Genomic DNA, 26780 nt, shown 5'->3' with positions numbered 1-26780 from the left:
CGGTCGGGTGGGGAGGGTTCTCCTGGTGACCCCGTGGTGTGTGGGAGGCTCGTCGCCCTCGTCCTCGGGTCTACCGCGAAGTGAGGTCCTGCACGAGCACTGTGAGCGGCCCCTCCTTCCGCCAGCGCATCGGGGTCACCGTGACGAGACGCCGCATCGTGAGCCCGTCCCCACGCGGGGGGACGCTCCATCCAGGGCAAAGGGAGACACCGGTCTTCGGACACGTCAGGGCCGGGAGGATGCCATGCCGTGGCGTGGACGCGAGGATGTCTGTGAATGGAGCGCGCCCGGCGTCCGCTACTTGCCGTAGCTCGTGCTGTGGACGTCCGTCAGCTTGCCGTCCTTGAACGTGACGACCTGCATCAATCGATTGGGGCCGAAGTTGTAGGTCCACTCCTCGATGTGGATGGTGACCGAGGTCGTGGTGCTCTGGCTGGTGCTGTTCTCGCCATCGCCCTGACGGGCCTTCGTCCGGGTGGAGGTCGTCTCCTCGCGGTGGGCCGTCGACATGGGCTCGCCGCACTTGAACCGGACTTCGGAGGGGGAGTTGCCGTCCGAGGCGAGGTTGTTGCCACAACGGAGGGAGGCCGCTTCGCCACGGGCGGGCAGGGCGAGGGCGGCGAGGGCGAGGGCGGCGGCGAGGATTCGCACGAGAGACTCCAGGGCGGGGGTCGAACGCGAGCACGACGGAGGTCGCCGCCGGATATTCACGGTGTCCGCGCGATTCCCGGGTCGGCGCCTCCGGCCCCGGGGCGGTCGGCTATGCTTCGGGGCATGAGTGAGCTCCGGGAGATGCCTCGGACCGTGGTCGCGCGCCCCCTGTCACCCGAGGGCTTCGCGCCGTATGGCGATGTCATCTCCGCGGGCCTGGCGCCCGGTGCGCTGGCGAATCAGGGCACGGCGGTGCGGTTCGACTGGTCCGCGAGATTGGAGAACGGACGCGACGGCGCGAAGCCCAACCTCGCGGTGTTCCGGTCGGTGCCCCAGGCGCTGCCCTTCACGGTGAAGCTGCTGGAGCACCACCCACATTCGAGCCAGGCGTTCCTGCCCATGCGCTGCGAGCGCTACCTCGTGTGTGTCGCGCCCACCGCGCTCGATGGGGGGCCGGAAGTGGAGCGGCTGGAGGCGTTCATCTGCGGGCCGGGGGAGGGCGTGAACTACCACCAGGGCGTGTGGCACCACCCCATCATCGCGCTCGACGCGCCGGCGGAGTTCGCCATGCTCGCGTGGGAGGACGGCAGTGCGGGGGACTGCGTGGTGCGGCAGTTCGCCGCGGCGAGCCACGTGCGCGTCGAGGGGTGAGGCTCCACGCCCGCGCTGCCCGGGCTCGCGCCATGTCCATGCGGGCATGACCTGGACGCCGGCTCGCGCACCCGGGACTCGGAACCCCACCCGACGCGTTGGCCCCGGATTCGCAATGAGTCGCGACGTCGTCCGTGTCCAGGTGGGGAGACGCGGGACTCCGGGGAGCGGCCTCGATGGTGAGCCTGTGGGACATGTTGACGCTGATGTCGTGGTCCGCCGCGATGGGGGGCGCGGCCGCGGCGGCCCAGATCCAAGGCGGCGGTGTCGCCCGCTATGTGCTGGCCGGAGCCCTCGGCTGCGGGTTGGGCGTCCTGGCCGTGCTGGCCATCCGGAGGATGGGGGCGTACGTCTTCAGCACCCTCCCTCCCGACGACCCGGCGAACCCGGCGAAGAAGCCACCGGTCCGGTTGACCCTCACCTACGTGGGGGCGGGGGTGTGGTGGGTTCCCGTCACGGCGCTCAGCATGTGGACCGTCGGGTTCCTGCTGACCTGGACGTTCCCGTGAACGCGACGGATTGGCGCGCGGACCGCGGAGGCCCGCTGCCAACCTGTCAGTCCACCGGCAGGTCGTTGTGCGCGCCGCTGGTGGAGGCCGTCTCCCACGGGAACGCGTCGGCGCCGAGCGCGGGCCGCAGGTCGAACAGCCACGTGGCCTGCTCGTCGTACTTCGCGAAGAACGGTCGGCCCACCCACTCCGGGTTGCGCGCCTGGATGAAGTGGAGCACGAAGACCTTCTCCCCGCCGATGTCGGCGACGCCGTCCACGCAGACCTTGCCCGGCGTGGCGGACATGGAGGGCCCGCGCACGGTGCGCCCGAGGCCCGACACGCGCTGGTAGGCGCTCCGGAAGATGTCCACCGCGCGGGCCAGCGGCACCGCGAAGTAGTCCCGGGGGCCCGTGTCCCGCTCGACGAACATGTAATAGGGCACCATCCCGTGGCGCAGGTGCGTGCGCCACATGCGCTCCCACGTCGCCGCGTCGTCGTTGATGCCGCGAATCAGCGGCGCCTGCGTGCGGATGACGGCGCCCGTCGCGCGGATGCGCCGCACCGCCTCCAGCACCATGGGCGAGGCCAGCTCGTTCGGATGGGAGAAGTGGGCCATGAGCGCCAGGTTCTTGCCGGCGGCCACCACGCGCTCGAAGAGGCGCAGCGTGTCGTCCGCGTCCGGGTCGCTGACGAAGCGCTGCGGCCACCACGCCAGCGACTTCGTCCCGATGCGGATGGCCTCCAGGTGCTCGATGTCCAGCAGCGGCTCGATGTAGCGCGCGAGCACCCGCTCGTTCATCACCATGGGGTCGCCGCCGGTGAGGAGCACGTTGGTGACCTCCTCGTGCGAGCGCACGTAGTCCACCAACGACGCGATGTCGCGCGAGGCGAACTTCAGGTCCGCGTCCCCCACGAACTGCGCCCAGCGGAAGCAGTACGTGCAGTACGCGTGGCACGTCTGGCCCTGCTGGGGGAAGAACAGCACCGTCTCCGCGTACTTGTGTTGCAGGCCCGGCAGCGGCTCCGCGTTGGCCAGCCGGGGCACGTTGAGGTCCATCTGCCCGGCCGGGTGGGGATTGAGCCGGGCGCGCAGCGGCTGCACCACCGCGTTCAGCGCCTGCGCGGAGGCGCCCGCGCGCAGCAGGTCCGCGATGCGCGCCACGTCCTCGGCGGGCAGCATGTCCGGCTGGGGGAACAGCAGCCGGTACATGGGGTCGTCCGGCGCGGCCGCCCAGTCGATGAGCTCGTCGACGACGTAGCTGTTCGCCCGGAAGGGGAGGACCTGCGCCACCGCCTGCACCGCGAGCCGCTCGTCGGCGGACAGGCCCGCCCGCGTCGTCAGCTCCTCCAGGTGACGGGTCGTGTACGCCCGGTAGCGGGGCTCCGGGGACAGGGGCTTCACCGCGTGGGTTGTCACGCTCACGCCGCTCCTCCAATGGCAGGCAGGGGGCGGCCCGTCGGAACCCCTCACTCCGTCACCCCGTGCGACGAGGAGGTGGGTTCCGTTTGACCACCAAGTAACGAGCGGTCAGGACTACCATGGGCTCGTGGGCGGCGTCACCCGTCTCGGATGACGCGGCAGGTCGAAGCCAGACATGTGGTGCGGGTCGGCGGGCGGGTGGGGTCAGGTCCTCGCCAGCGGGAGGTGTTCCCCTATCATCGCGCGCTCTCGCGTCGAGCTCGGAGGATCCGAATGGGACAGCAGGCGGATGTCATCGTCGTGGGCGGAGGGTTGGCGGGGTTGGTGGCCGCGACGGAGCTGGCGGATGCGGGCAAGCGCGTCATCGTGCTGGACCAGGAGGCGGAGCAGAACCTGGGCGGTCAGGCGTTCTGGTCGTTCGGTGGGTTGTTCCTGGTGGACTCGCCGGAGCAGCGGCGCATGGGCATCCAGGACTCGCACGCGCTGGCGCTCGAGGACTGGATGGGGACGGCGGGGTTCGACCGGGAGGAGGACCGGTGGCCGCGCCAATGGGCGGAGGCGTTCGTCGCGTTCGCGGCGGGGGAGATGCGGCCGTGGCTGCACGCGCAGGGCATGCGCTGGTTCCCCGTGGTGGGCTGGGCGGAGCGGGGTGGCTACGGCGCGGTGGGGCACGGCAACTCGGTGCCGCGCTTCCACGTGACGTGGGGCACCGGGCCGGGCGTGCTCGCGCCGTTCGTGCGCCGCGCGCAGGCGGCCCGGGCGCAGGGGAAGCTCGAGTTCCTGTTCCGCCACCGCGTGGACGAGCTGCTCGTGCAGGACGGCGCCGTGGTGGGGGCGCGCGGCATGAAGCTGGTGCCGACGGACGTGCCTCGGGGCGTGAGCTCGCCGCGGGAGACGGTGGGGGACTTCGAGGTGCGCGCCTCGGCGGTCATCGTCACGTCGGGTGGCATCGGCGGCAACCACGAGCTGGTGCGCAAGAGCTGGCCCGCGCGGATGGGGCCCGCGCCGAAGTTCATGGTGCAGGGCGTGCCGGCGCACGTGGACGGGCGGATGATCGCCATCACCGAGGCGGCGGGCGCGCGGCTCATCAACCGCGACCGCATGTGGCACTACACGGAGGGGTTGCGGAACTGGAGCCCCATCTGGCCGCAGCACGGCATCCGGATTCTGCCCGGGCCCAGCTCGCTGTGGCTGGACGCCACGGGCAAGCGGCTGCCGCCGCCGCTGTTCCCGGGCTTCGACACGCTGGGGACGCTCGAGTACATCCTGAAGACGGGGCACGAGCACACGTGGTTCGTGTTGAACCAGCGCATCATCAAGAAGGAGTTCGCGCTCTCCGGGTCGGAGCAGAACCCGGACCTGACGAACAAGGACTGGCGCGGGGTGCTCAACCGGGCGGTGGGCAAGAAGGCGATGGGGCCGGTGGAGGCGTTCAAGGAGCACGGGGTCGACTTCGTCGTGGCCAACGACCTGCGCAAGCTGGTGGAGGGGATGAACGCGAAGACGGAGACGCCGCTGCTCGACTTCGCGACGGTGGAGCGGGAGGTGGTCGCGCGCGACAGGCAGTTGGACAATCCGTTCGGCAAGGACCTGCAGATCGCCGCCATCCGGCAGGCGCGGTCCTATCGCGGAGACCAGCTGGTGCGGACGGCGAAGCCGCATCGCATCCTGGACCCGGAGGCGGGGCCGCTCATCGGCGTGAAGTTGAACATCCTCACGCGCAAGACGCTGGGCGGGTTCGAGACGGACCTGTCCGCGCGGGTGTTCGGCGCGAACGGGCAGGTGGTCCCCGGGCTCTACGCGGCCGGCGAGGTCGCGGGCTTCGGCGGTGGTGGCGTGCACGGCTACCGCGCGCTGGAGGGCACCTTCCTCGGGGGCTGCATCTTCTCCGGGCGCGCGGCGGGCCGCGCGGCGGCCGGGGCGGTGTAGGGCGGAGGCGCGGGCACGAACTACCAATCTGGTACTAATTTCGTGGCTGGATTAGGAGTTCGGGGTCATGTGGTCGGTCCGTTGGCTCGGGGCCGCGACATGGCTGATGGGTGCAGCGCTATTGGTCGGCGAGCCAGTAGAGGCGGTTGTTGCTCGCGAGGGCGCGGGTGAGGAACTCCTGGAACGATGCCGCGACCTGCCGGACGCTTGGGTAGGTTTCGTGGAACGCGTCGAGCATCGGATAGGGGGCGGGACGCGCGACGTTCACGAGGATGAAGTCGCTGTCCTGGCAGTCCACCAACGTCCACCAACTGGCGGGCCCCATCGAGTCGTCATCGATGCCCCGCATCCTCACACGAGCACGTTGAAGCTCTGCCAGTGAGAGGATGGAGTACCGTGCGTCTGGGAGCGGTACGAACAGCTCCGCGCCGTTGCTCCGCCGATAGAATGCGTGCAACTCCGGGCCGAGGCGCCAACCCGCGCGCGCCTCGAAGTCCGAGATTTCTTGCTCAGACGCGGGGGCGTGCGGGAAGTGCTCGCGCACCACGATATCCAGCAGTTCATCGAGTGGCGTCATGGCTCAGTCGCTGTAGGGCCTGTCGAGCCCGACGGCGCTCCACCTGCTGCCACGTGTGTAGCACTGGGGATAGGCGTTGTTGATGACGGTGTGCACCGCATCGGGGACGGGGAAGATGTTGTGCGGGTCCGTGGGGTGCCCTCCATGGGCAAGGTCGCGGATGTGGTGACCGGGCCAGTTGCGCGCCCCGGTCTGCGGCCATGCACCGAACTCCTCGACCCAGTCGCGGCGGAACGCGTCACGTGCATTGTCCCATTGTCGCCGTCCAGGCGCGGGGTCCGTGGTCGCATAGTCGCAGCAACAGTGTGTCAGCGCGTAGCGGGTGCCGGCCTCTGCCGGCAGCGCGGCCCAGCGTCCCACCCAGTCTCCCTTGATGTCCGCCAACCAGATGCAGCCCATCAGGGCGCGTCCTTCGGTTGCGCATCGTCGCTGGCAACGTGACAGCCAGCGCTCATTGCATTGCCAGGGTCCGTAATAGAGCGCGTAGCGCACCGTCCCACCATCAGGTGTCGACACCGGTGGCCCGACCCATTTCGCGCTGGCAGGCGGGCCCGTGGAGCCGACAGTCGCGGAGCCACAGGCCATTGTGCAAATCGTGACGACCACCAAGGCGAGACGGAAGGAAGCCATGCAGGGGCAAGGATATCGCCAGTTCCGATTTGGAGGGTAGGTCGCCGGAGTTCATCCTCGTGAGGTAGGGTCACGGTGAGAGGACACGCGCCGGCGCGCCAGATGTCCGCGAGTCCACGCGCGTGTGACGTCGGCCTTGCCGCGCTCCACCAGCGGGGGATGCTCGGTCCCATGTGGACGACACCGGGGGTGACGACGACAGGCGCGTGGTGGGCGTGGGCGCGCACGGGCGGGGAGGTCTAGCCGCGTGGCGACCGTGTCCCTGGAGGACGTGCGCAAGGTGTACCGGGGGGGCGTGGTGGCGGTGAAGGGCGTCACGCTGCGGGTCGCGGACGGCGAGTTCGTCTCGCTCGTGGGGCCGTCCGGCTGCGGCAAGTCCACCACGCTCAACCTCATCGCCGGGCTGGAGGACCTGTCCGGCGGCACGCTGCGCATCGACGGCGCCGTGGTGAACGACCTGTCCCCGAAGGAGCGGGACATCGCCATGGTGTTCCAGAGCTACGCCCTCTATCCGCACATGGACGTGGCGCGGAACCTCGCCTTCCCGCTGGAGGTGCTCGGCATGTCCCGCGCCGACATCGACGCGCGCGTGCGCGAGGTGGCCACCACGCTGGGCCTGGAGTCCCTCCTCTCCCGCCGCCCGAAGGAGCTGTCCGGCGGCCAGCGCCAGCGCGTGGCCCTGGGGCGCGCCCTCGTGCGCCGGCCCAAGGTGTTCCTCTTCGACGAGCCCCTGTCCAACCTGGACGCCGCCCTGCGCACCCAGATGCGCGGCGAAATCAAGAAGCTCCACGAGCGGCTCGCCGCCACGTTCATCTACGTCACCCACGACCAGGCGGAGGCGATGACGCTGTCGGACCGCGTGGTGGTGATGAGCCAGGGCGAGGTGCAGCAGGTGGCCCCACCCCGCGAGCTGTACGACGCTCCCGCCAACCTGTTCGTGGCCGGCTTCTTCGGTTCGCCGCGCATCAACCTGGTGAAGCCCCGGACGCTGGGGCTCCCGGAGGGCGACGACGTGGTGCTCGGGCTGCGTCCGGAGCAGCTCGACATCACCTCGTCGGACGTCGCGGGCGCGCTGTCGGGCCGCGTGTACCTGGTGGAGCCCATGGGCCCCGAGTCCTGGGTGACGGTGGACGTGGCGGGCGAGCACCTGGTGGCGCGCGCGCCAGGAGACTTCCGCGCCGCCACGGGGTCGCCCGTCTGCCTCCGCTACGACCCCGCGAAGCTGCGGCGGTTCGACGCGCAGTCGGGCCGGGCGCGCTGACCGCGCGTCACGCGGGCGCGCCCACGCCCAGGTCCACGGGGGCCCGCCGTCCTGCCCGGTCGTGGACGATGTCGCCGAGCAGCGGCGCCTCCAGGTTCATGAAGTCGTCGAACCGCATCTCCAACGCCTCGGCGTGCGAACCCGCGCGGAACAACAGCCGCCCGGCGTCGCGCAGGTGCGCGTCCACCACCACCGGCAGGCCATAGAGCAGGCCGAAGGGCGGCTCGGCGCCTATCTCGCATTCGGGGAAGAGGTGCGCGAACTCGGACTCCTCCGCGAGCCGTAGCTGGGAGGCGCCCGTCAGCCGGGAGAAGCGGTCCAGGTTCACCGTGTCCGCCGCGCTCACCACGCACATCCAGAGCCGGTCCCGGGCCTGCAGCATGACGGTCTTCGCCACCTCGAAGCCGCTGACGTGCAGGGACGCGGCGAGCGCCTGCGCGGTGATGGCCTTGGGGTGCGGCCGGCGGTCGAAGGGAACACGGCTGCGCTCCAGGTATTGGATGATGCGCTGCGGAATCATGGCGGGCCTCCTCCGGTGCTCGCCGTGAAGGTGGTCCCGCGCCGCCCAGGCGCCACCGCGCCCAAGCACCTCCCGTGCCTCGCATGGCCGCCCGGGAGGCGGCCCGCGACGACGGTCGCTCAGGCGTAGACCTGGCTGTCCTCGAGCGACGACTCCAACCGTCGGGCCAGCGGCTCCAGCCGCTCGTACCGCTCGCGCAGCATCGTGCGGAAGGCATCCGTGTCCGTGTGGGCAATCTCGTCGAGCAGCTCGTGCAGCGCCGTGTCCAGCGCCTGCTTCAGCTCCCGTGCTTCCACCGCCGACAGCTCCAGCAGCATGGGTCACCTCCTGCGGCGAACGTTAGGCACCCCCCGCCGGGTCCGCCGCGCGTGGGCCGGATTCCCGCCCCGTCGCCCGCGGGCCCGCCCGGGTCTCCCGTGAGCGAGGGCCCGTCTGTCCGGTCCCTCGTCACCGGATGGCAGCGTCCGAGGTCGCTCGCAGGTTCTTCGAGAGGGGCCCCGGATGCGCCGGGCTCCCGACGAGCCACGAGGAGGCGGCGATGGTCCAGGCCGGTGCGGTGCGAGAGGGCATGACGGTGCGGACGTCCGACGGGCGCAAGGTCGGGCGCGTCGCCGCGGTCGGAGACATCCACTTCGAGCTGGAGCAGGGGCTGGTGCCCATTCCACGCAAGGACTACCTGGTGGAGTACCGCGACGTGGACTTCGTCAAGGCGGACGTCGTGTTCCTGGTGCAGGCGGACCACCCGTTGCTCCACCTGGAGGTGGATGACGACGGCGGCGCGCTGCCTCCACGCCACTCGCGCGGCATGGACACCGAGCCCGTCAACGCGTCCTCCCTCCCGGATGTGGAGCCCGCGCGCCACTGAGCGCCGACGCTCGCGGCCGCGACCCGCGGGCCCTTTCAAGCGTTCGGAATCACTCAGGTCGGACCCCCCGGAAATGTCAGACCGTCGGGCTACACGGTGCCTCCTCGAACAGCCAGCCGGGTGGCCTTCATGCGACGCGTTTCGACCTCGTGTATTGCCGTGGCGCTCTTTGCGCTCGTGTTCTCCTGCAGCTCCGGTCCGCGCGCGGACGAGGTGGACCCATCCCGCGCGGCGGCGCCAGGGACGCTGGCGACACCCCGCAAGCTGCTGCCCTTCGTCACGCTGTCGGACGGGCGCGTGCTGGCGTCGGGAGGCCATGATGGTCACCGCACGTTGTCGAGCTGCGAGGTCTTCACGCCGGAGACGGGGCTGTGGAGCGCGACGGGGTCGATGCGGATGCCCCGGCGCAACCACGCGGTGGTGCGACTGACGGACGGGCGGGTGCTCGCGGTGGGGGGGACGCACGGCGTGGCGATGGGCGCGATGTCGGACGCGGAGGTGTACGCGCCGGAGACGGGCGTGTGGACGCTGGTGGCGCCGATGAGCGAGGCGCGCAACGACCCGGCGGCGGTGCTGCTGCCGGACGGGCGCGTGCTGGTGGCGGGCGGGACGGACGTGGACCGTCGTCCGCTGCGCTCGGCGGAGCTGTTCGACCCCGTCACGGGCGCGTGGACGCGGGCCGCCGCGCCGGGCTTCGTGCGAGGTGGCGCGGGGACGGCGGTGATGCTCCCCAATGGGAAGGCGCTCTTCGCCAGTGGGCTCCAGGCGGAGCTGTATGACGTGGCCACGGGGGCGTGGGAGAAGGCCGGGCCCGCGGGGGGCGCGGCGGGGACGCATCGGTCGGGGCACTCGGTGACGCTGCTGCCGGACGGGCGCGTGCTGGTGGTGGGGGGCGGCACGGCGCGCGCGGCGAGCACGGCGGAGGTGTACGACGTGGTGACGGGGCTGTGGTCGCTGGTCGCCGCGCCGTCCGTTCCGCGCGAGCACCACGCGGCGGTGGTGACGGAGGATGGCGCGGTGCTCGTGCTGGGCGGCGAGCACTACACGACGGGCGCGCTCGCGTCGGTGGAGCGCTTCGAGCCGGAGACGGGGGCGTGGAAGGCCGCGCCCGCGTTGACGGACCCGCGTGGGATGCCGGGGGCGTGGCTCCTGCCGGACGGCGCGGTGTTGCTGGCCGGTGGCGCGAACGAGGCGGAGGGGATGCTCGTGGAGAGCGAGCGGTACGTCCCGGGTGGGTGTGTCCCGGTGACGTGCGAGGCCCGCGCGGGGGCCTGCGGCGCGGTGACGGATGGCTGTGGCGGGATGCTGTCGTGCGGCGCCTGTGTGGCGGAGGGATGTGTCTCGCCGGGTTGTGGCGACGAGGTGGGCACGCCGGTCGCCGTGGGCCTGCCGCGCCGGTGAGCACGCCGAGCCGGAGCACCGGGCGGGCGAGGGTGGCCGGGCGACGGTGGAGATGACGTCGAGCCCGCGTCCAGGTCAGATGCGGGCATGGGACGGTTCGTGTTCGCGGTGGTGCTCCTGGGGCTCGGAGGATGTGGTGGGGAAGGGGAGACGCAGCGCTCCTTCTCCGAGTGGTCCGAGCGGGCCTCCGCCACGATGTGCGCGTATGCCGAGCGCTGTGAGGGCGCGACGACCCCTCACGAGGACTGCGTGGTGGCGCTCCTCGATGCGTACGCGGCGCTGGAGCGCGACCTGGACGACGGGCTCGACGGCGCGAAGTCCGGCTGCGTGCGGTGCATGCGCACGCGCACGGAGGCGCTGGACGTGGCGCTCGCGAGCGGGTGCGAGCAGGCTCCCGACGTCGCCAGAATCGACGCGGCCTGCGGTGTCGACAACAGCGCTTGCGCGGGCGTGCCCTGAGCGCGAGGCGTGACGGAGAGGTCCATCGGATTGCCCCAGCTCACCTCCATCGACGACCCGATCGCCGAGGACGTCTGGTCCTACGAGACCGAAGCCGGGGCCCAGGTCCTCGCGCGCATCGTCGTGGGACGTCCCCTCCCGTTCCAGGTGACCCGGACGGGGATGGGTACTGCCCACTGCACATCGAGCAGGGCCAGCGCTCGGAGTGGCTGTCCGCCCCGGGGGTCGGCCCGGTCGACGTGTTGAAGAACGCCATCCAGGTGGTGAGCGACGGCTTCCGCGACGCGCGCAAGCTCAGCCCGCGCGCGAAATCCCCCACGACTCCCTGAGCGCTCGCGCGCCGGAAGCCGCGCAACCCCCGAAGCCCCCGCGCGCCCATGAGGCTCGCGTGGCGCGACGACCTGCCGGGTGCGTGCCACACTGCCCGGTCATGCGAACCCGCCTCCGCCTCCTCGCGCCGCTCATGCTGTCCACCGCATGCGCCTCCGTGTCCACGCAGACGCCGGAGTCCCCCGCCGTCCCGGCGAAGTCACCCGCGCGCCCCTTCGGCACCCTGCGGGAGCAGGCCGAACGCCAGCAGGCCTGGCTCCGCGAGCGCCTGGACACGGCGATTCCCCAGCTCATGCGCCGCTCCGGCGTCGACATGTGGGTCATCCCCATGCGCGAGTACAACGAGGACCCCGTCTTCAAGGCGCTCGCGGCCCCCACCACCTTCGCCGCGCGCCGCCGCACCATCTACGTGTTCTTCGACCGGGGACCCGAGAAGGGCGTGGAGCGGCTCGCGCTCGGCGGCGGCTCCCAGGGCGGCGTGTTCGTCCCCCGCCGCTCCGAGCGCCAGGTCGACCGCGGCGGCGCGAACCGTCAGGCCGAACTCTGGGGCCCCGACCAGTGGCTCGTCCTCAAGCAGGTCATCGAGGAGCGTCAGCCCCGGAGCATCGCCATCGACGTCTCGCGCACCTTCGCCTTCGCGGACGGCCTCTCGCACGGGGAATACGAGGGCATGGCCGAGGCGCTCGGCCCCCCGTGGACGCAGCGCTTCAAGCCGGCAGAGGGGCTCGCCGTCGACCTGCTCGCCTGGCGCGTCCCCGACGAGGTCCGCTTCTTCGAGGACGAGACGAAGCTCGCCTGGGACATCATCGGGACGGCCTTCTCCCGCCAGGTCATCACGCCCGGGGTGACCCGCGTCCAGGACGTGGAGTGGTGGATGCGCCAGCGCCTCACCGACCTGGGGCTCGACACCTGGTTCCAGCCCTCCGTGGAGGTGCAGCGCCAGGGCGCCACCGAGGCGTCGCTCGGGGACAATCCCATCATCGAACGCGGCGACGTGCTCCACTGTGACTTCGGCGTCACCGCGCTGCGCCTCAACACGGACACCCAGCACATGGGCTACGTCCTGCGCGAGGGCGAGACGGACGCGCCCGCCGGACTCAAGGCCGCGCTCGCCACCTCCAACCGGCTCCAGGACATCGTCTTCGAGGAGCTGCGCCCCGGCCGCACCGGCAACGAGGTGCTGCGCACCTCCCGTCAGCGCATGACCGACGCCGGCATCGACGGCACCGTCTACTCACACCCCATCGGCCTGCACGGCCACGGCGCCGGACCCATGGTCGGCCTGTGGGATCGCCAGGAGGGCGTGCCCGGCAACGGCGACCACACCGTCATGCCCAACGAGTGGTTCTCCATCGAGCTGCAGGCCACCAGCCCCGTGCCCGAATGGAACGGCCAGCGCGTGCGCTTCGCGCTCGAGGAGGACGTCGTCCTCGACGCCCAGGGCACCGTGCACTGGGCCTGGAAGCGCCAGACGGACCTCCACCTGGTGCGCTGAACCCTCCCGCGCGCGCACCCTCCCCGTGCCCTGGCGATGCGTCAGGGGCGGGGAGGGCTTCCTCCGCTCGGCAGACGAGCGGAGGCCCCGTGCGGTGTTGGGATTCGATGAACCGCCGGGCTCAGCCGCAGTTGACCGTGAAGTCGCGCGTGCCCGTGGTGTAGCTGTTCATCTTGATGGTGGACGGCTCCGGGGTGATGGTCGGCGCCGCGCCGCTGTCGCACTTCAGCGTGGCGTCGGAGACCGCGCTCACCTGCAGGTCCGTGTTGCTCGGAACGCCGGAAACCGTGAACGAGCAGCGACCACCGCGGCTCGTCTTCACCATGGCGTGACCGAGCGCGTCCGTGGGCGAACCCGGGTGCGCGACGATGACCTTCAGCTGGTCGCAGGCGTTCTCCGCCTGGGACAGGCCGCTCTGCGGCAGCTTGATGACGCCCGCGACAGTGGCGTTGCCCTCACGACCACCGCCGCTCGTCGTGGCACAACCAGTGGCGGCGAGAATCAGGGCGGCAACGGCGATGCGATACATGGAAGAGTCCTCGATTCTTGGGGGATAAAAGGAAGGCGGCTCGGTCGCCTCACGGACGACCTACGGCGCGCGCTCACTACAATTGCGATGGGATTTCATTCCACCCATTCCTTCCGCGCGCGCAGTGCCGGATTCCGAGCACGAGGCGCGACGCTTCGTGTGGTTCGTGACAGCTCGTCCCCGAAGGTGACACCGCCAGTGCTCTCTCGATGAGTGGGCTTCATCGCTCGAATCAAAGACAGACATGGGGCACGGCCCCGTCCCCGCCGCGCGTCCCACAAGCGGGCGTTCGTGCCGATTCCGGGAATGCATGCCGGAACCGGACGCAGCGCGGAGCATGCGGCCATGACGCAGCCGGGTCGCCTGCTGCGACACGTCCCGGCGACCCCCACGGTGAAGGCGCGAGACCACCAGAGAGGAGACGCGCCATGGCGATGCAGAGGCAGGAGACGACGCAGTCGTGGTCGGGGCTCGGCGTGGGGACGGACCGCAAGTCCTTCCTGGAGGCCGTGTCCGCCCAACTCCCCGACTACGAAGCGGACAAGGCCGTCGAAGCGGTGCTCTGCGGCTTGTCGGGGTTGCTGTCGGAGGGGCTGCTGCGGCAGTTGCGCGAGCAGCTTCCGGAGGACGTGCGCGACCTGATGGACGTCTGCCCCCGTCACGAGGGCGCGGCGCGGGGGGAGAAGGTGGACCGCGACGACTTCTACCTGCAACTGGCCAACCACCTGAACGCCGAGCCGGAGAACATGCGCCTGGTGCTGCACGGCGTGTTCGCCGCGCTGCGCACGCAGGTGACGGACCAGGAGGCGCGCAAGGTCGAGAGCCAGCTTCCCCGGTGGCTGCAGGGCACGTGGGCCGCGGCGCGCCTGGGCGTCGACCGGCCCTTCTGAGGTCGCGACCTGACCTGGAGGGCGTCCGGGCTCCCCGCGTCCGGACGCCGTCCTGTCTTCCGGGCGCCCGCATCTCAGTAGGTGCCGCCGACCTGGAGCGTGGCGATGTAGCGGCCGTCCATCCAGTCCGGCTTGGCCGCGGTGGGCGCGAAGTCCTGGTCGAACAGGAAGTTGTAGCTGACGCGCGCGTCGGCGGTGACGAGCTTGCCCACCTGGTAGCGCAGGCCGAGGCCCGCGGGCACGTAGCCGGCGGTGTCGTCGTGGTAGCCGAAGCGCTCGCCCACGCTGTTGTGCCGGACGTTGTAGTCGTCCACGCCGATGCCCGTCACCGCGTAGGGCTGCAGCCTGGCGTCGGTGAAGTTGCCGAGCACCAGCGCCTGGCCGCCGTTGCGCACCAGGTCCACGCCCCGGTCGATGTTCACCGAGCGGCCCGGGACGTCCAGGGTGTTGATGCTGCCCTGGTAGCCCAGCTCCACCGCGAGGTACGGCATGGGGCGGTAGCCCACGGCGGCGCCATAGGCGAAGCCCGCGCCCGTCTCCGGGTTGAGCTGGCCGGTGTAGCCCTCCACGCCGCCGCCCAACTGCGCGTAGAGCCCCAGGTCCGCCTGGTCCCGCTCCTTCGTGGACTGCACCTGGAGCGGCTCGATGTCCTCCCGGGTGGCGCGCTGCGCGCTGGGCCGGTAGTCCTCCTCGGCCACCGCCGCGCATCCCCACACCGTCGCCACGCACCCCGCGATCCGCACGAATGCCTTCATTGCCGGACTCCTTTCCCGAGCGTCCGGAAGGCAACGTGGCGTCCGCGCCGCGGCGCGACAATGTTCCGCCGTCGCGGCAGGAGGAGACCGCCCCCTCGGCCCTCCCGCCCCGGAAGGTGGGGCGGGGCCCCGCTCAGGGCCTGGGGCCGGCCAGGGCCTCGAGCGCCGCGCGCGCCTGCACCAGGCCGTGGCCGTAGCCGTCGTCGAAGCCGTTGGGGCCCAGGTCCTTGGCGGTGGACAGCATCGCGCGCTTCACTTCCTCGGGCGTGGCCGTGGGCACCGCGCTGAACAGCAGGGCCGCCACGCCGCTGACGTACGGCGTGGACATGGACGTGCCGGACATGTACGCGTAGTCGGCCGCGTTCACGCTCACCTTGGCGGTGGACCCGAGCATCCGCCCCAGGAGCGAGCTGCCCGGCTGGCTGATGGTCACCGCGGGCACCCACTGGCCGCGCTGCGGCACGGCGAGGATCTCCACGGTGCTCTCGACGGTGTCGTTGCCGAAGATGACCGCGCGCGCGCCCTGCATCATCACGTTGACCATGATGTGGTCGGCGGGCGTGGGGCTGGGCCGCACGTAGGCGATGAAGCCGTCACAACTGCCGCCCTCGCCACACGAGTCCAGCGTCTCTCCCGTGCCACAGTCCACCAGCGCGCCGGTGGTGTCCCCCTTGGGGCCGTACAGCAGCGAGCGGGAGAGGGGCTGCGTCTCGCCCACCTCCAGCGAGGCGAAGGCGCCCAGCGCGCGGGGGAAGGTGGACAGCACGTCCACGCCCGGCGCCACCAGCCCCATGCTCGACCCGCCCGAGGAGAAGAAGGCGCGGCGGTTCTGCGCGTCCACCGCGCCCACCGCCAGCACCGACGGGTCCGACGCCGGATAGGACACCAGGTTGCCGCCGTCGTTGCCCGACGCGGCCACCACCAGCATCCCGTGCTCGAGAGCCGCCTTGAACGCCTCGCGCGTGGTGGGCGTGCCCAGGCCTCCGCCCAGGGACAGCGACGTCACCTTCGCGCCCTGCTCCTGGCAGTACTCCAGGGCGAGCATGACCAGGCTCATGTGCGTGCGGCCGTAGAGGTCCAGCACGCGCACGACGATGAGCTCCGAGCCCGGGGCCACGCCCATCACCCCGCGCTCGTCGAGCACCGGCGGCCCCATGCCGCCATGGCCCGGCCTCGCGCCGATGATGCCCGCCACGTGGGTGCCGTGGCCCGTGCCCCAGCGCTCGCTCCCCGAATCCGTGGGGATGTCGTCCCCGTCCAGCAGGTCCCGGCCCGCCACCATGGCTTCCCGCAGCTCCGGGTGGTCCGGGTCGATGCCGCTGTCGATGATGCACACCTTCACGCCCGTGCCCGTGGGCGCGCCCGGGTCCAGCACGCCGTCGTTGTCCCGGTCCCACACCGCGTTCGCCTGCACCTGGCGCAGGCCGTCCGTGTACTCCCCCTGGACGGTGCCCCGGCTCGCCGCGCCCGCGAACGCCAGCGCGGGCAGGGTCGCGGGGCCCAGGGCGCGCAGCTCCTCGTCCGGCTCGATGGCCTCCACCGTGGGGTCCGCCGCCAGCGCCTGCCGCTCGCGGGACGTCAGCCGCGCGGCCACCGCCGGCACGGTGCGGAACGCCGCCGTCACCCGTCCGCCCAGCGCCTGCACGCGGGAGGAGGCCGCCACCCGCGCGTCCTTCCGATAGCGGACGATGAAGCGCTCGCGACCCTCTTCCCCGCGCGCGGCCGGTGGGCTCATCGCGAGCGTCGCCTCGGGAAGCTCGCCCGCGGTGACACCGGGGCAGATGTGCTCCAGTGCCTCCGGAGTCGTCGGTCCGTCCGGCATGCACGACACCAGTGCCACGAGCCCCATGAGTCCCCAGCGCTTCATGAGCCACTTCCTTCCATCACGAACAGGGCGCCACCCGGCGCGGCCGCGACGGCGCGCACCCCGGTGTCCTCCCAGGGAGTGCATCCCTCCCCCCCACGGCAATGTCGGCGGCGCGCGCCCGGCGCTCGGAGGTGCGCGGGTTCACATCCGGTGTTGTCCGGGTGTTCCAAACTGGCTCCCGAGGAGCGACCACCCCAGCCGCCTCATGTCCTCCCGCCAGCCCCCGTCACCCACTCCGCGCGGGGAGTGGGCCCACGCCGCACCCGGTCCCCACCCTGCCTGGAGGGGGGCGCGCGACCTCTTCGGGAGGGGGGACCCGGGGGCTTGCGAGCCCCTGACGGCCTGGTCCCGGGGGGCGGGCTTTGCCTTGGGACGGGTGTGCGGTGTCTGACAGGAGGGAGAGTGTCCCCGGCTGCTTGATTCCGTGTGTGTCCGGGTGCTTCGCTGCCAGGAGAAGCCAATGAGCACCGCACCTACAGAGACCTCCCGCTTCCTCGGGCGCTACGAGCTCGTCCACCCCCTGGGCCAGGGGGGCATGGGGGAGGTCTTCCTGGCGAAGATCAGCGGCGCGGCCGGCTTCGAGAAGCCGTGCATCGTCAAGACCATCCTCCCGTCGCTGCTGAAGGACCGGCAGTTCCTGGACCGCTTCCACCACGAGGCCAAGGTGCTGGTGCACCTGGTCCACTCGTCCATCGCCCAGGTGTACGACATGGGCGAGGCCGAGGGCACGTACTACATGGCGTTGGAGTACGTGGCCGGCGTGGACCTGGCGTACCTGCTCGAGCAGTCGCGCGTGCAGGGCGTGGCGGTGCCGGTGCCGGTGGCGCTGTTCCTCGGTCAACGCATGGCGGAGGGGCTGGGGTACGCGCACCGCAAGGCGGGGCCGGACGGCACGCCGCTGGGCATCGTCCACCGCGACGTGTCCCCGCACAACGTCATGGTGTCCTACGAGGGCGAGGTGAAGGTCATCGACTTCGGCCTCGCCAAGTCCGCCGCCCGCAGCAAGTACACGCTGCCGTCCACGGTGATGGGGAAGCTGGGCTACATGTCCCCGGAGCAGGTGCGGGCCGAGCCGCTCGACCACCGCAGCGACATCTACTCGTGCGGGGTGGTGGTCTGGGAGATGCTGGCCGGCCGGTCGCTCATCCCGCACGGGACGGTGGGCGAGATGATGGCGGCCATGTCGTCGCCCACGGTGCCGGCGCTCGGCTCGCTGCGGCCGGACGTGGACGCCTCGCTGGACGCGGTCGTCCACCGGGCGCTCGCCATCAAGCCGGACGAGCGCTACGGGCGCGCGGACGAGCTGGCGCGGGCGCTCAACGGGGAGCTGGTCCGCTCGGGGTCGGCCGTGGGCGCGGAGGAGGTGGGCCAGTTCGTCCGCTCCCTGTGTCCGGAGGCCTTCGCGACGCAGCGCGAGCTCATCTCCAAGGTGACGTCCTCCGCCAGCCACCGCCGCACGCCCACGCCGTACGTCCAGCCCGCCGCCGGCACCGGCACGGGGATGTTCGGTACTGGACCCCAGGGCCCCGCGTCGCAGGCCCCGGGCGCCGACGCGCCGGGCTCGGACGCGACGCTGATGCGTCAGGGCGGTGAGGCCGCGCCGGGCAAGCCCCGCTCGGGCGGCATCGCTCCGCCAGCCGCCGCGGCGGGAGGCTTCGAGCCGACGATGATGCGGTCGGGTGGCGACGTGGCCCCGGGCGCGCCGCGCTCGGGTGGCATCGCGCCGGGAGGCTTCGAGCCGACGATGATGCGGTCGGGCGGCGACGCGGCGCAGGGCGCGCAGCGCTCGGGCGGCATCGCCCCGTCGGACGCGGGGACGGTCGGTGGCTTCGAGCCGACGATGATGCGGCCGGGGAGCGAGGTCGCGTCGCGCTCGGGCGGGGTGGCTCCGGTGGGTGCGCAGGGGGCCGGGTCCGGCGTGGCGCCGGCGGTCCCCTCCCACGTGGCTCCCGTGCCCACGCCCCGGCGGGAGGAGAAGAAGGGCTCCCGGACCGCGCTCGTGGCGCTCTGTGTCCTGTTGCTGATGGCGGGCACCGCGGCGGGCACCGCCTACTTGATGCGCGGGGTCGGCGCGACCGCGCCCGGGACGCCGCCGGTCTCGGGGGGGACTCCCACTCCGACCCCGCCGAGCGAGCCCCCGAAGCAGCCCGCTCCGCCGCCCGTCGTCGCGGACACCCCGAAGCCGCCCGAGCCGACGCCTCCTCCCGAGAAGCCCACCGAGCCGGACAAGGTCGCCACGAAGGACCCCGTCACCCCCAAGCGCCCCACGACGTCGAAGGCGCCCAAGCCCCCTGTCACCAAGGCGGCGGAGACCGCGTCCGTGACCTACGTCACGCCCGCCGCGTCCTCCGTGCTGCCGGTGTTGGAGGACGCGGGCGGGGTCGTCGTGAAGGGCCCGCTCGCCACGCACCTGGAGGCGGGGACGGTGCTCCAGGTGGTGGGGCCCCCGAACAAGGGCGGCCAGCGGGTGCTGCTGGGCACGGCCCGGGTGCTGCCCATGGCGGGCGGCCTGGGGACGCGGAAGGCGATGCGGGTGCTGGAGGTGGCGAGGGTCCGGCTCGACGAGGATGCGCTCTCCGCCGAGGGCACCCTCTTCGCCGTCGTGCCGGCCTCGGTCGTCGCCAACTCGAGCGAGGAGGAGGCACCCGAGGCGCCCCCGGCGGAGACGAAGCCGCCGCCCAAGCGCGCCCTCCAGGGCGTCGTCCTCGTGGCCACGGGCCTGGGGCACCTGAGCAAGCGCGACGTGCTCGTGCGCAACACCGACACCATCAACTGGACCAACTGCTACGTCGTGAAGCGGCTGCGCCAGCGGGGACGGCTGGGAGACCTGCCCAAGGGCTCGGAGCGCATCGTGTCGAGCTTCGCCCCGTGGGCGGAGTTCCTGGTGGGCAACAACGAGGTGGGCGTCTTCTGCAAGGAAGGCGAGCTGAAGGCCTACCTGCCCAACGTGCGGTGAGGAGTGGCCCCCGCCAGGGGGCTCACTTCGCCGTCAACCGCTGGGTGGCCACCGGACAGTCGGCCACGACGGCCTGGAGCTGCGCGTCGTCCGGATGCGAACGGGCGTTGCGCACGACGCGGTCCAGCGACGTCCGGCACTCCCACGTGACGTCCCGTGTCCCGTGGCAGCAGTGCCACCCCGTCAACGTCCGGCCCAGGTACTTGAGCATCTCCGCGCGTGTCGGCGTGACGAGCAGCCACGCCGTGCCCGCGAGCACCCCCAGCCAGGGCAACTGCCACGTCAGGCCCTTGAACCAGGCGCGCGTGCTGGTGCCCGCCTGCTCCGCGTAGAGTTCCAGGCGGGTGTCGAAGGGTCGTCGCAGCAGCACCGCGGTCAGGAGCAGATCCAACGGGGTGGTCAGCCCGCGGGCCAGTCCCCGGAGCGCGCCGGGCGGACGTCCCCCGCGCACCAGGCGCACGCCCAGGAGCTGACGCCATAGCGTCCTGCCCGTCAGCCCCCCCACCACGGACAGCGCGAGCCAGGCCAGTGTCATGGCGAGCACCATCTTCCCCGGCGTCCGCTCCTGCTCCAGCCCCCGCAACGCGGCCCAGCCGACGAGCGCCGCCGTCGCCATGTCCAGCACGTCCGCGCCCCACAGCCGCCACTGGTAGCGGGACTCGGTGCTCACCCTGTCCGTCGAAAACAACGCCCCGTCGCTCATCCACCCTCTCTTCGGGGCGCGGAGCATAGACCGGCGCGACCACGCGGGGAGTGGGCTCGCGAACCATGTGTCCGCGGACGACGCGAGCCGCCATCCGCGGGGTGCGGATGCACCTCACGCGGTGCGTAGGCCGCCGCGTCGTCGGGACCTGACCGAGGCCGGGCGGGAAGGCCATGCGCCGCCGGGCCGCCTGGGCACACCGGGGGACGTGACTGCTGTCTCCTTCCCGCAGTGGCGCGGGAATACGCCACCTCCCATCTTCCTCCCAGCGCGATGCGGCGAGACTCCCTCCACCACCGGAGCCTCGACGCGATGAGCGCTCGGGCCATGGCCCCGGCTTTCCGGGAGCACGGCTCTTGGGGCCGGCGGTGGTGGCGTACGAGGCGACAGCGGCGGGGGGAAGTTTGGATGTCGAGGGGGGGAAGGTGGTCCCCCGCCGCTGTCGCCGAGGCCGTTATGACCAACGTTCCACTATCCGTGAATGCCGGGGGTTTGGCCTCCCGGGCATTTCTGCCGGACACTGGGGAGCGGCATGGTCAACACGGGGCATCGGCTCCGCGCGGTGTGGCGCGGATTCGTCGGGCTTGTCTTCGTCGTCGGGTTCGTCCTGGCGCGGCCCGGCCATGCCCTGGACCCGCAACGCCGTGTCTCCCAGTTCAGCCAGGACTCCTGGCGCAGCGACGATGGGTTGCCGCAGAACAGCCTGCTGTCGCTGGCGCAGACGCGTGACGGCTACCTGTGGCTGGGCACGTGGGAGGGGCTGGCGCGCTTCGACGGCGCGCGCTTCGTCGTGTTCGACAAGCGCAACACGCCGGAGCTGCGCAACCACACCATCAAGGCGCTCGCGGAGGACGCCACCGGCGTGTTGTGGGTGGGCACGGACCAGGGCCTGGTGACGTACGCCAACGGCCGCTTCGAGCGCGCCCCGGGCGCCTCCGCGCCGCTGGAGGGCGTGCGCGTCGAGGAGCTGCTGGTGGGCGAGGGCGTGCTGTGGGTGGGCACCACGGGCGGGCTGTGGCAGGTGCCGCTGTCGGGAGGCGTGGCGCGCCAGTACACGGAGGTGGATGGGCTGCCCTCCTCGACCATCACCGCGCTGGCGCACGCAGGCGGCGACAACCGGCTGTGGGTGGGGACGAAGGCCGGCGTGGCGTTGATGACGGGCGGACAGCTGGAGCCCCACCCGTTCCCCGTGCCCGGTCCGGACGCGCGGCCGGAGGTGACGGCGCTGTTCCGGGACGCTGCGGGCGTCCTGTGGATGGGCACGGAGTCCGGGCTCGTGTCGTGGAACGGGACCGTGGCGCGGCGCTTCACCGGCGTGGATGGCCTGCCCGCGGGCGTCACCTCGCTCCTGTCGGACAGCCGGGGCAACCTCTGGGTGGGCACGCGGCGCGGCGGCCTGGTGCGGCGCGAGTCGGACGGCTTCAGCTCGCCGCTGCACGGCGCGGGGCTGGCGGACGCGGAGGTGCTGTCGCTGCTCGAGGACCGCGACGGCAACCTCTGGGTGGGCACGTATTCGGGCCTGTTCCGGCTGCGCGACGGGCCGTTCGCGACGTACGGCATCCCGGAGGGCCTGTCGAACGAGACGGTCAGCACGGTGCTGGAGGACCGCGGCGGCACGGTGTGGTTCGGCACCGTGGGGGGAGGGCTGTTCCGGCTGCGCGACGGGCGCATCCAGCACGTGGACGACTTCGGCGGTGGGGCGGACGCGGTCATCACCGCGCTGCACGAGGCGCCGGACGGGGCGCTGTGGGTGGGCTCCAACGCCGGCGCGTTCCAGTACGACGGCCAGCGGTTCGTGCGCACGGCGCTCACGCAGGGGCTGCCGGACGACGTCGTGACGGCGATGCTCATCGACTCGCACGGCAGCGCGTGGTTCGGCACGCGCAAGGGGCTGGCGCGGGTGCGCAATGGCGACGTCACGGTGTTCGGGCCCCGGCAGGGGCTCATCCACCCCATCATCGTCATGGCCGAGGACGCGTCCGGCGCGATGTGGTTCGGCTCCGAGGGCGGGCTGTGGCGCCACGAGGAGGGCAAGGGGCTGCGTCGCTTCACGGTGAAGGACGGGCTGCCGGGCGAGGTGGTGCTGGCGCTGCTGGCGGACCCGGACGGCACGGTGTGGGTGGGGACGGAGTCGGGGCTGGGGCGGTGGCGGGAGGGCGCGTGGACGCGCTACACGGTGTCGCAGCAGGGGCTGTACGACGACGCGGTGTTCAGCATCGTGTCGGACGGTGACGGGCACCTGTGGATGAGCAGCAACAAGGGCGTGTCCCGCGTGTCGCGGCGCGAGCTGGACGACGTGGCGGACGGCAAGCGCTCGCGGTTGCAGGCCATGGGCTTCGACCAGCGCGACGGCATGCGCAGCGCGGAGTGCAACGGCAACACGCAGCCTTCGGGGTGGCGGGGGCGGGACGGGCGGCTGTGGTTCACCACGATTCAAGGCGCCATCGTCGTGGACCCGGTGCGCCTGAGCGCCAGCCGTCAGGCGCCGGAGGTCCGCATCGAGGAGGTGCGGGTCCAGGGGCAGCCGGTGGAGGTGGTGAGTCCGGTGGAGCTGCGGCCGGATGGCTCGCGGCTGGACATCCGCTTCACGGCGTTCACGCCGGGGGACGCGGCGCGGCTGCCGTTCCGCTACCGGCTGGTGGGGCATGACGACGGCTGGGTGAAGGCGGAGGTGCGCCGGGCGACGTACACGGGGCTGCGGCCGGGGCGCTTCCGCTTCGAGGTGCAGGCGGAGGGGCGCGACGGGCAGTGGACGGAGCCGGTGACGCTCGAAGTCCTGCTGGAGCCGAGCCTCTGGCAGCGCACGGACTTCTGGGCGCTGTTCGTGCTGGGGATGGGGATGCTGGGCGTCAGCGTGTACCTGCTGCGCGTGGGGCAGTTGAAGGCGCGCGAGCGGTGGCTCGAGGCGCGTGTGCAGGAGCGCACGCGGGAGCTGGCGCGGGCGAACGAGGAGCTGGAGTCGAACGTGCGCACGCTGCGGCAGACGCAGGCGCAGCTGGTGCAGGCCGGGCGCATGGCGGCGGTGGGGCAGCTCGCGGCGGGCGTGGGGCACGAAATCAACAACCCGCTGGCGTACATCGTGTCGAACCTGGAGCACGCGAGCGAGGAGTCGGATGCGCTCGCGAAGGAGCTGGGGGACCGGCGCGACGCGGGGCCGAGGTTGCGGGAGGTGAGCCAGGCGCTGCGCGAGGCGTTGCATGGCGCGGACCGCGTGCGGCGCATCGTGCGGGACTTGAAGACGTTCTCCCGGCCGGACGACGAGAAGCAGGGGCCGGTGGAGCTGGCGGAGGTGCTCGACTCCGCGGTGAAGATCGCGATGGGCGAGCTGCGTCCGCGCGCGAAGGTGGTGCGGGACTACGGCGACGTGACGTGGGTGGAGGGGAACGAGGCGCGGTTGGCGCAGGTGTTCCTGAACCTGCTCATCAACGCGGCGCAGGCGTTGCCGGAGGGGCGCGCGGAGGAGAACGAGGTGCGGCTCGTCACGCGCGCGGGGCCGGAGGGGTGGGCGGTGGCGGAGGTGCGCGACACGGGGAGTGGGATTGCGCCGGAGTCGCTGGGCCGCATCTTCGACCCGTTCTACACGACGAAGCCGGTGGGTGTGGGCACGGGGCTGGGGTTGTCGCTGTGCCACGCGTACGTGACGGCGATGGGCGGGTCCATCTCCGTGGAGAGCGAGCTGGGGAAGGGGTCGGTGTTCCGCCTGATGTTGCGGCGGGCGAAGGAGGCGCCGCGGTCCGCTTCGGACGTGCTGGGCCGCCCGAGGGACTCGCGCCCGTCGCTGGAGGCCAATGGCCGGGGCGTGCGCGAGCGGCTGTCGGCGAGTGGCTATCCGGTGATGGGGAATCGCTCGGTGACGGAGCGCCCCTCGTCTCCGACGGGGATTCCCACGGTGGGCGAGGCGTCGCGGACGGTGACGGAGCGCGTGTCGTCTCCGACGGGGATTCCCACGGTGGGCGAGGCGTCGAGGGCGGTGACGGAGCGCGTGTCGTCTCCGACGGGGATTCCCACGGTGGATGAACACTCGCGCCCGGGCCGCGCGGTGACGGAGCGGACCTCGGGCACGATGAGTGCGCCCGTGGTGTCCGGTTCGACTGGGCGCGCGGTGACGGAGCGGACCTCGGGCACGACGGGTGTGCCCGTGGTGCCGGACACGACTGGGCGCGCGGTGACCGAGCGGACCTCAGGCACGACGGGTGTGCCCGTGGTGCCGGACACGACTGGGCGCGCGGTGACCGAGCGGACCTCAGGCACGACAGGTGTCCCTATGGTGTCCGAGGAGAGGGCAGGGCGCTCGGTCACAGAGCGGACTTCGGGGGCGATGGGAGTCCCAGCGGCGTCAGTGGATACGACGGGGCGCTTTGCGTCGGAGTCGACCTCGGACCCGATGCGCTCCGTGGAGTCGACGGGGCGTTCAGTGACGCAACGGACCTCTGGAACGATGGCGTATCCGTCGCCGGCCGTAGCGGGCACGGGTCGTCCGGAAACGGAGCAGACGTCTGGAGCGATGGGTGTGCCGACCACCTTCTTGGATGCGGCAGGTCGCTCAGTGACGGAGCGGACCTCCGAAGCGATGGGTGTGCCGACCACCTTCGTGGATGCGGCAGGTCGCTCAGTGACGGAGCAGACTTCTGGAGCGATGGGCGTGCCGACCACCTTCGTGGATGCGGCAGGTCGCGCGGCAACGGAGCGGACCTCTGGAGCGATGGGCACCTCGAGCCTGTCCAGGGATGCGGCGGAGAGGGCGTTCGGAGCGGCGGGTGTTCCATCCACCCCCGTGGATGCGGCAGGTCGCGCGGTAACGGAGCGGACCTCCGGAACGATGGGCGTCCCGTCCGTGTCGATGGATTCGGCAGGCCGCGCGATGACGGAGCCGAGCCCCGGAGCGATGGGCACCCCGAGCCTGTCCAGGGATGCGGCGGAGAGGACGTTCGGAGCGGCGAGTGTCCCGCCCACCTCCGTGGATGCGGCAGGGCGCGCGGTGACGGAGCGGACCTCCGGAACGATGGGCGTCCCGTCCGTGTCGATGGATTCGGCAGGCCGCCCCGTCGCGGAGAGGACTTCTGGCTCGATGGGCGTTCCATCGAACCAGACGAGTCCCGCGGAAAGCGCGGGTGTGATGGGCCCTCCGACCGTGCCCACGAGTTTCGCAGATCGCTCGGTGATGACGCGGACCCCTGGCGCAACGGGAGCGCCAACGGAGCTGGAAGTCACAGGTGGTCACGCTGTGGCGGAGCGAGGCTCTGGCGCAGCGGGAGCGCCAACGGTCCCGATGGGCGCAGGCGGCCACTCGCTGACGGAGAGGACCCCTGGAGCGATGGGCGCCGCGCGGGGCTCCATCGATGCCGCCGAGCGTCCCGTGACGGAACGGACCTCGGGAGCGATGGCCGCTGGTCCGCTGGAACCGCAGCGCTCCCGAGCAGACTCCGTGGCGGAGCGGGGCACAGGGGCCACGGGTCACGCACCATCGCCCGAGCACTCCACTGCGCGCTCCCTGGACGACAGTGCTGGAACGCGGGCCCCACAAGCGCTGGCAGGTTCTTCGGCGGGGCACATGACCGTGTCCGCGGATGCCACGGGACGTTACGTGGTGGAGCGGACCCTGGGCGTGACGGAGTACCCGTCGGTGCCCCTGGATGCAGGCGGTCGCTCGGTGACGGAGCGGACCTCCGGCGCGACGGGTCACCCGACAGTCCCCACGGATGCGACCGGGCACCCCGTGCTGGAGCGAACCGTGGGAGCGACGGGATACCCGACGGGGCCCGGTGTCGTCGAACACGCATCCGCGAACCACCCGGCCGGTGCGCGAGGCGATGACCCCCAAGGCGCGTCGATGCGAAGCGCGCACGAGCACGCGTCCGTGCAGTCGACAGGCTCGGAGCCGTGGACCTCGGACTGGAGGCCGGCTTCATCGTCCCCAGGCGCGGGGGCACCTCCCGCGGTGGACACTCCACCCGGCGGCGCGGCGCCCGTGGAGGCGGAGTCTCCACCGCGCCCGGTCCGGGGCCGGGTGCTCGTGGTGGACGACGATGCGCTGGTGAGTGGCGCCATCCGCCGCACGTTGGCGCGCGAGAACGACGTCGACGTGGCGGTGGGCGCGCGTCAGGCGCTGGAGCGGCTGCTCCAGCCGGAGCCCCCTCGCTACGACGTGGTGCTCTGCGACCTGATGATGCCGGAGATGACCGGCATGGACCTGTACGAGGCCCTGCGTCGCACGGTCCCCGCGGTGGCGGAGCGCGTGGTGTTCATCACCGGAGGCGCCTTCACGCCGACGGCGCGCAACTTCCTGGAGCGCGTGGAGAACCCGCGCGTGGAGAAGCCGTTCGACCCGGAGGCCCTGCGGGGACTCATCCGCGAGGAGGTGGCCCGCTCGCGTCGGGAGTCCTCCGGCTGGGCCGCCTGA

21 protein-coding genes are annotated in these 26780 nt (G+C 72.0%); 11 read left to right on the top strand and 10 right to left on the bottom strand.

What is annotated here, in order from left to right; all coding sequences use genetic code 11:
• Window positions 1-297: 297 nt before the first annotated feature.
• Window positions 298-651 (bottom strand): DUF2845 domain-containing protein, encoded by a 354-nt coding sequence (locus LZ198_RS27600; RefSeq protein WP_253975064.1) that lies wholly within the window; start codon window positions 649-651, stop codon window positions 298-300.
• Window positions 652-792: 141 nt separating this feature from the next.
• On the opposite strand from LZ198_RS27600, the gene LZ198_RS27595 reads away from it, so the two are divergent.
• Together LZ198_RS27595 and LZ198_RS27590 are read left to right on the top strand one after the other, a co-directional pair.
• Window positions 793-1302: an ureidoglycolate lyase gene (locus LZ198_RS27595; protein WP_253975063.1), complete on the top strand. Its 510-nt coding sequence runs from the start codon at window positions 793-795 to the stop codon at window positions 1300-1302.
• A gap of 176 nt (window positions 1303-1478) precedes the next feature.
• A complete protein-coding gene (locus tag LZ198_RS27590; protein ID WP_253975062.1) occupies window positions 1479-1811 on the top strand; it encodes a hypothetical protein in 333 nt (110 codons plus the stop codon).
• Between the two features lie 46 nt (window positions 1812-1857).
• Here the strand turns inward: LZ198_RS27590 and LZ198_RS27585 are convergent, their stop codons facing one another.
• The gene (locus tag LZ198_RS27585; RefSeq protein ID WP_253975061.1) at window positions 1858-3216 is read right to left on the bottom strand and encodes a KamA family radical SAM protein; all 1359 of its coding nucleotides are present in this window, start codon (window positions 3214-3216) and stop codon (window positions 1858-1860) included.
• Window positions 3217-3486: 270 nt separating this feature from the next.
• On the opposite strand from LZ198_RS27585, the gene LZ198_RS27580 reads away from it, so the two are divergent.
• Complete coding sequence (locus LZ198_RS27580; protein ID WP_253975060.1) at window positions 3487-5142, top strand: FAD-binding dehydrogenase; 1656 nt, start codon at window positions 3487-3489, stop codon at window positions 5140-5142.
• A 118-nt stretch (window positions 5143-5260) separates the two neighbouring features.
• Here LZ198_RS27580 and LZ198_RS27575 read toward each other — a convergent pair whose 3' ends face one another.
• Complete coding sequence (locus LZ198_RS27575) at window positions 5261-5719, bottom strand: SMI1/KNR4 family protein (protein ID WP_253975059.1); 459 nt, start codon at window positions 5717-5719, stop codon at window positions 5261-5263.
• A 3-nt stretch (window positions 5720-5722) separates the two neighbouring features.
• The gene (locus LZ198_RS27570) at window positions 5723-6118 is read right to left on the bottom strand and encodes a hypothetical protein (protein ID WP_253975058.1); all 396 of its coding nucleotides are present in this window, start codon (window positions 6116-6118) and stop codon (window positions 5723-5725) included.
• A 478-nt stretch (window positions 6119-6596) separates the two neighbouring features.
• On the opposite strand from LZ198_RS27570, the gene LZ198_RS27565 reads away from it, so the two are divergent.
• Window positions 6597-7610, top strand: coding sequence for an ABC transporter ATP-binding protein (locus LZ198_RS27565; RefSeq protein ID WP_253975057.1), 1014 nt, complete (start codon window positions 6597-6599; stop codon window positions 7608-7610).
• Between the two features lie 7 nt (window positions 7611-7617).
• Here LZ198_RS27565 and LZ198_RS27560 read toward each other — a convergent pair whose 3' ends face one another.
• Complete coding sequence (locus tag LZ198_RS27560; RefSeq protein WP_253975056.1) at window positions 7618-8130, bottom strand: aminoacyl-tRNA deacylase; 513 nt, start codon at window positions 8128-8130, stop codon at window positions 7618-7620.
• Between the two features lie 119 nt (window positions 8131-8249).
• The gene (locus LZ198_RS27555) at window positions 8250-8447 is read right to left on the bottom strand and encodes a hypothetical protein (RefSeq protein WP_253975055.1); all 198 of its coding nucleotides are present in this window, start codon (window positions 8445-8447) and stop codon (window positions 8250-8252) included.
• A 221-nt stretch (window positions 8448-8668) separates the two neighbouring features.
• Between LZ198_RS27555 and LZ198_RS27550 the strand changes: the two genes are divergently transcribed.
• The 4 genes from LZ198_RS27550 to LZ198_RS27535 all read left to right on the top strand — a co-directional run bounded on the left by LZ198_RS27550 (window position 8669) and on the right by LZ198_RS27535 (window position 12680).
• Window positions 8669-8995 (top strand): PRC-barrel domain-containing protein, encoded by a 327-nt coding sequence (locus LZ198_RS27550; RefSeq protein WP_253975054.1) that lies wholly within the window; start codon window positions 8669-8671, stop codon window positions 8993-8995.
• A 159-nt stretch (window positions 8996-9154) separates the two neighbouring features.
• Complete coding sequence (locus LZ198_RS27545; RefSeq protein ID WP_253975053.1) at window positions 9155-10396, top strand: kelch repeat-containing protein; 1242 nt, start codon at window positions 9155-9157, stop codon at window positions 10394-10396.
• Between the two features lie 87 nt (window positions 10397-10483).
• Complete coding sequence (locus LZ198_RS27540) at window positions 10484-10855, top strand: hypothetical protein (RefSeq protein ID WP_253975052.1); 372 nt, start codon at window positions 10484-10486, stop codon at window positions 10853-10855.
• Between the two features lie 430 nt (window positions 10856-11285).
• Window positions 11286-12680 carry a M24 family metallopeptidase gene (locus LZ198_RS27535; RefSeq protein ID WP_253975051.1) on the top strand — a complete coding sequence of 465 codons (1395 nt, stop codon included), beginning with the start codon at window positions 11286-11288 and terminating at the stop codon, window positions 12678-12680.
• A gap of 121 nt (window positions 12681-12801) precedes the next feature.
• Here LZ198_RS27535 and LZ198_RS27530 read toward each other — a convergent pair whose 3' ends face one another.
• A complete protein-coding gene (locus LZ198_RS27530; RefSeq protein ID WP_253975050.1) occupies window positions 12802-13209 on the bottom strand; it encodes a hypothetical protein in 408 nt (135 codons plus the stop codon).
• A 428-nt stretch (window positions 13210-13637) separates the two neighbouring features.
• On the opposite strand from LZ198_RS27530, the gene LZ198_RS27525 reads away from it, so the two are divergent.
• Window positions 13638-14099, top strand: coding sequence for a DUF2267 domain-containing protein (locus LZ198_RS27525; protein WP_253975049.1), 462 nt, complete (start codon window positions 13638-13640; stop codon window positions 14097-14099).
• Between the two features lie 74 nt (window positions 14100-14173).
• Here the strand turns inward: LZ198_RS27525 and LZ198_RS27520 are convergent, their stop codons facing one another.
• Together LZ198_RS27520 and LZ198_RS27515 are read right to left on the bottom strand one after the other, a co-directional pair.
• Window positions 14174-14854, bottom strand: coding sequence for an outer membrane protein (locus tag LZ198_RS27520; protein ID WP_253975048.1), 681 nt, complete (start codon window positions 14852-14854; stop codon window positions 14174-14176).
• Between the two features lie 133 nt (window positions 14855-14987).
• Window positions 14988-16721 carry a S8 family serine peptidase gene (locus LZ198_RS27515; protein ID WP_253975047.1) on the bottom strand — a complete coding sequence of 578 codons (1734 nt, stop codon included), beginning with the start codon at window positions 16719-16721 and terminating at the stop codon, window positions 14988-14990.
• Between the two features lie 460 nt (window positions 16722-17181).
• On the opposite strand from LZ198_RS27515, the gene LZ198_RS27510 reads away from it, so the two are divergent.
• Window positions 17182-19677: a serine/threonine protein kinase gene (locus tag LZ198_RS27510; protein WP_253975046.1), complete on the top strand. Its 2496-nt coding sequence runs from the start codon at window positions 17182-17184 to the stop codon at window positions 19675-19677.
• A 22-nt stretch (window positions 19678-19699) separates the two neighbouring features.
• On the opposite strand, the gene LZ198_RS27505 is transcribed toward LZ198_RS27510, so the two are convergent.
• The gene (locus LZ198_RS27505) at window positions 19700-20380 is read right to left on the bottom strand and encodes a hypothetical protein (protein WP_253975045.1); all 681 of its coding nucleotides are present in this window, start codon (window positions 20378-20380) and stop codon (window positions 19700-19702) included.
• A gap of 532 nt (window positions 20381-20912) precedes the next feature.
• Between LZ198_RS27505 and LZ198_RS27500 the strand changes: the two genes are divergently transcribed.
• Window positions 20913-26780: a two-component regulator propeller domain-containing protein gene (locus LZ198_RS27500; protein ID WP_253975044.1), complete on the top strand. Its 5868-nt coding sequence runs from the start codon at window positions 20913-20915 to the stop codon at window positions 26778-26780.

This window comes from Myxococcus dinghuensis, assembly GCF_024198235.1.
Classification (GTDB): domain Bacteria; phylum Myxococcota; class Myxococcia; order Myxococcales; family Myxococcaceae; genus Myxococcus; species Myxococcus dinghuensis.
This window is presented reverse-complemented; position numbering and strand designations above follow the sequence as displayed.

Excerpts from the sequence above, each read along its gene's own strand:
- LZ198_RS27595 (WP_253975063.1), top strand. The coding sequence starts at position 793 with ATGCCTCGGACCGTGGTCGCGCGCCCCCTGTCACCCGAGGGCTTCGCG.
- LZ198_RS27590 (WP_253975062.1), top strand. The coding sequence starts at position 1,479 with ATGGTGAGCCTGTGGGACATGTTGACGCTGATGTCGTGGTCCGCCGCG.
- LZ198_RS27580 (WP_253975060.1), top strand. The coding sequence starts at position 3,487 with ATGGGACAGCAGGCGGATGTCATCGTCGTGGGCGGAGGGTTGGCGGGG.
- LZ198_RS27575 (WP_253975059.1), bottom strand. The coding sequence starts at position 5,719 with ATGACGCCACTCGATGAACTGCTGGATATCGTGGTGCGCGAGCACTTC.
- LZ198_RS27570 (WP_253975058.1), bottom strand. The coding sequence starts at position 6,118 with ATGGGCTGCATCTGGTTGGCGGACATCAAGGGAGACTGGGTGGGACGC.
- LZ198_RS27560 (WP_253975056.1), bottom strand. The coding sequence starts at position 8,130 with ATGATTCCGCAGCGCATCATCCAATACCTGGAGCGCAGCCGTGTTCCC.
- LZ198_RS27555 (WP_253975055.1), bottom strand. The coding sequence starts at position 8,447 with ATGCTGCTGGAGCTGTCGGCGGTGGAAGCACGGGAGCTGAAGCAGGCG.
- LZ198_RS27550 (WP_253975054.1), top strand. The coding sequence starts at position 8,669 with ATGGTCCAGGCCGGTGCGGTGCGAGAGGGCATGACGGTGCGGACGTCC.
- LZ198_RS27540 (WP_253975052.1), top strand. The coding sequence starts at position 10,484 with ATGGGACGGTTCGTGTTCGCGGTGGTGCTCCTGGGGCTCGGAGGATGT.
- LZ198_RS27535 (WP_253975051.1), top strand. The coding sequence starts at position 11,286 with ATGCGAACCCGCCTCCGCCTCCTCGCGCCGCTCATGCTGTCCACCGCA.
- LZ198_RS27530 (WP_253975050.1), bottom strand. The coding sequence starts at position 13,209 with ATGTATCGCATCGCCGTTGCCGCCCTGATTCTCGCCGCCACTGGTTGT.
- LZ198_RS27525 (WP_253975049.1), top strand. The coding sequence starts at position 13,638 with ATGGCGATGCAGAGGCAGGAGACGACGCAGTCGTGGTCGGGGCTCGGC.
- LZ198_RS27520 (WP_253975048.1), bottom strand. The coding sequence starts at position 14,854 with ATGAAGGCATTCGTGCGGATCGCGGGGTGCGTGGCGACGGTGTGGGGA.
- LZ198_RS27515 (WP_253975047.1), bottom strand. The coding sequence starts at position 16,721 with ATGAAGCGCTGGGGACTCATGGGGCTCGTGGCACTGGTGTCGTGCATG.
- LZ198_RS27510 (WP_253975046.1), top strand. The coding sequence starts at position 17,182 with ATGAGCACCGCACCTACAGAGACCTCCCGCTTCCTCGGGCGCTACGAG.
- LZ198_RS27505 (WP_253975045.1), bottom strand. The coding sequence starts at position 20,380 with ATGAGCGACGGGGCGTTGTTTTCGACGGACAGGGTGAGCACCGAGTCC.
- LZ198_RS27500 (WP_253975044.1), top strand. The coding sequence starts at position 20,913 with ATGGTCAACACGGGGCATCGGCTCCGCGCGGTGTGGCGCGGATTCGTC.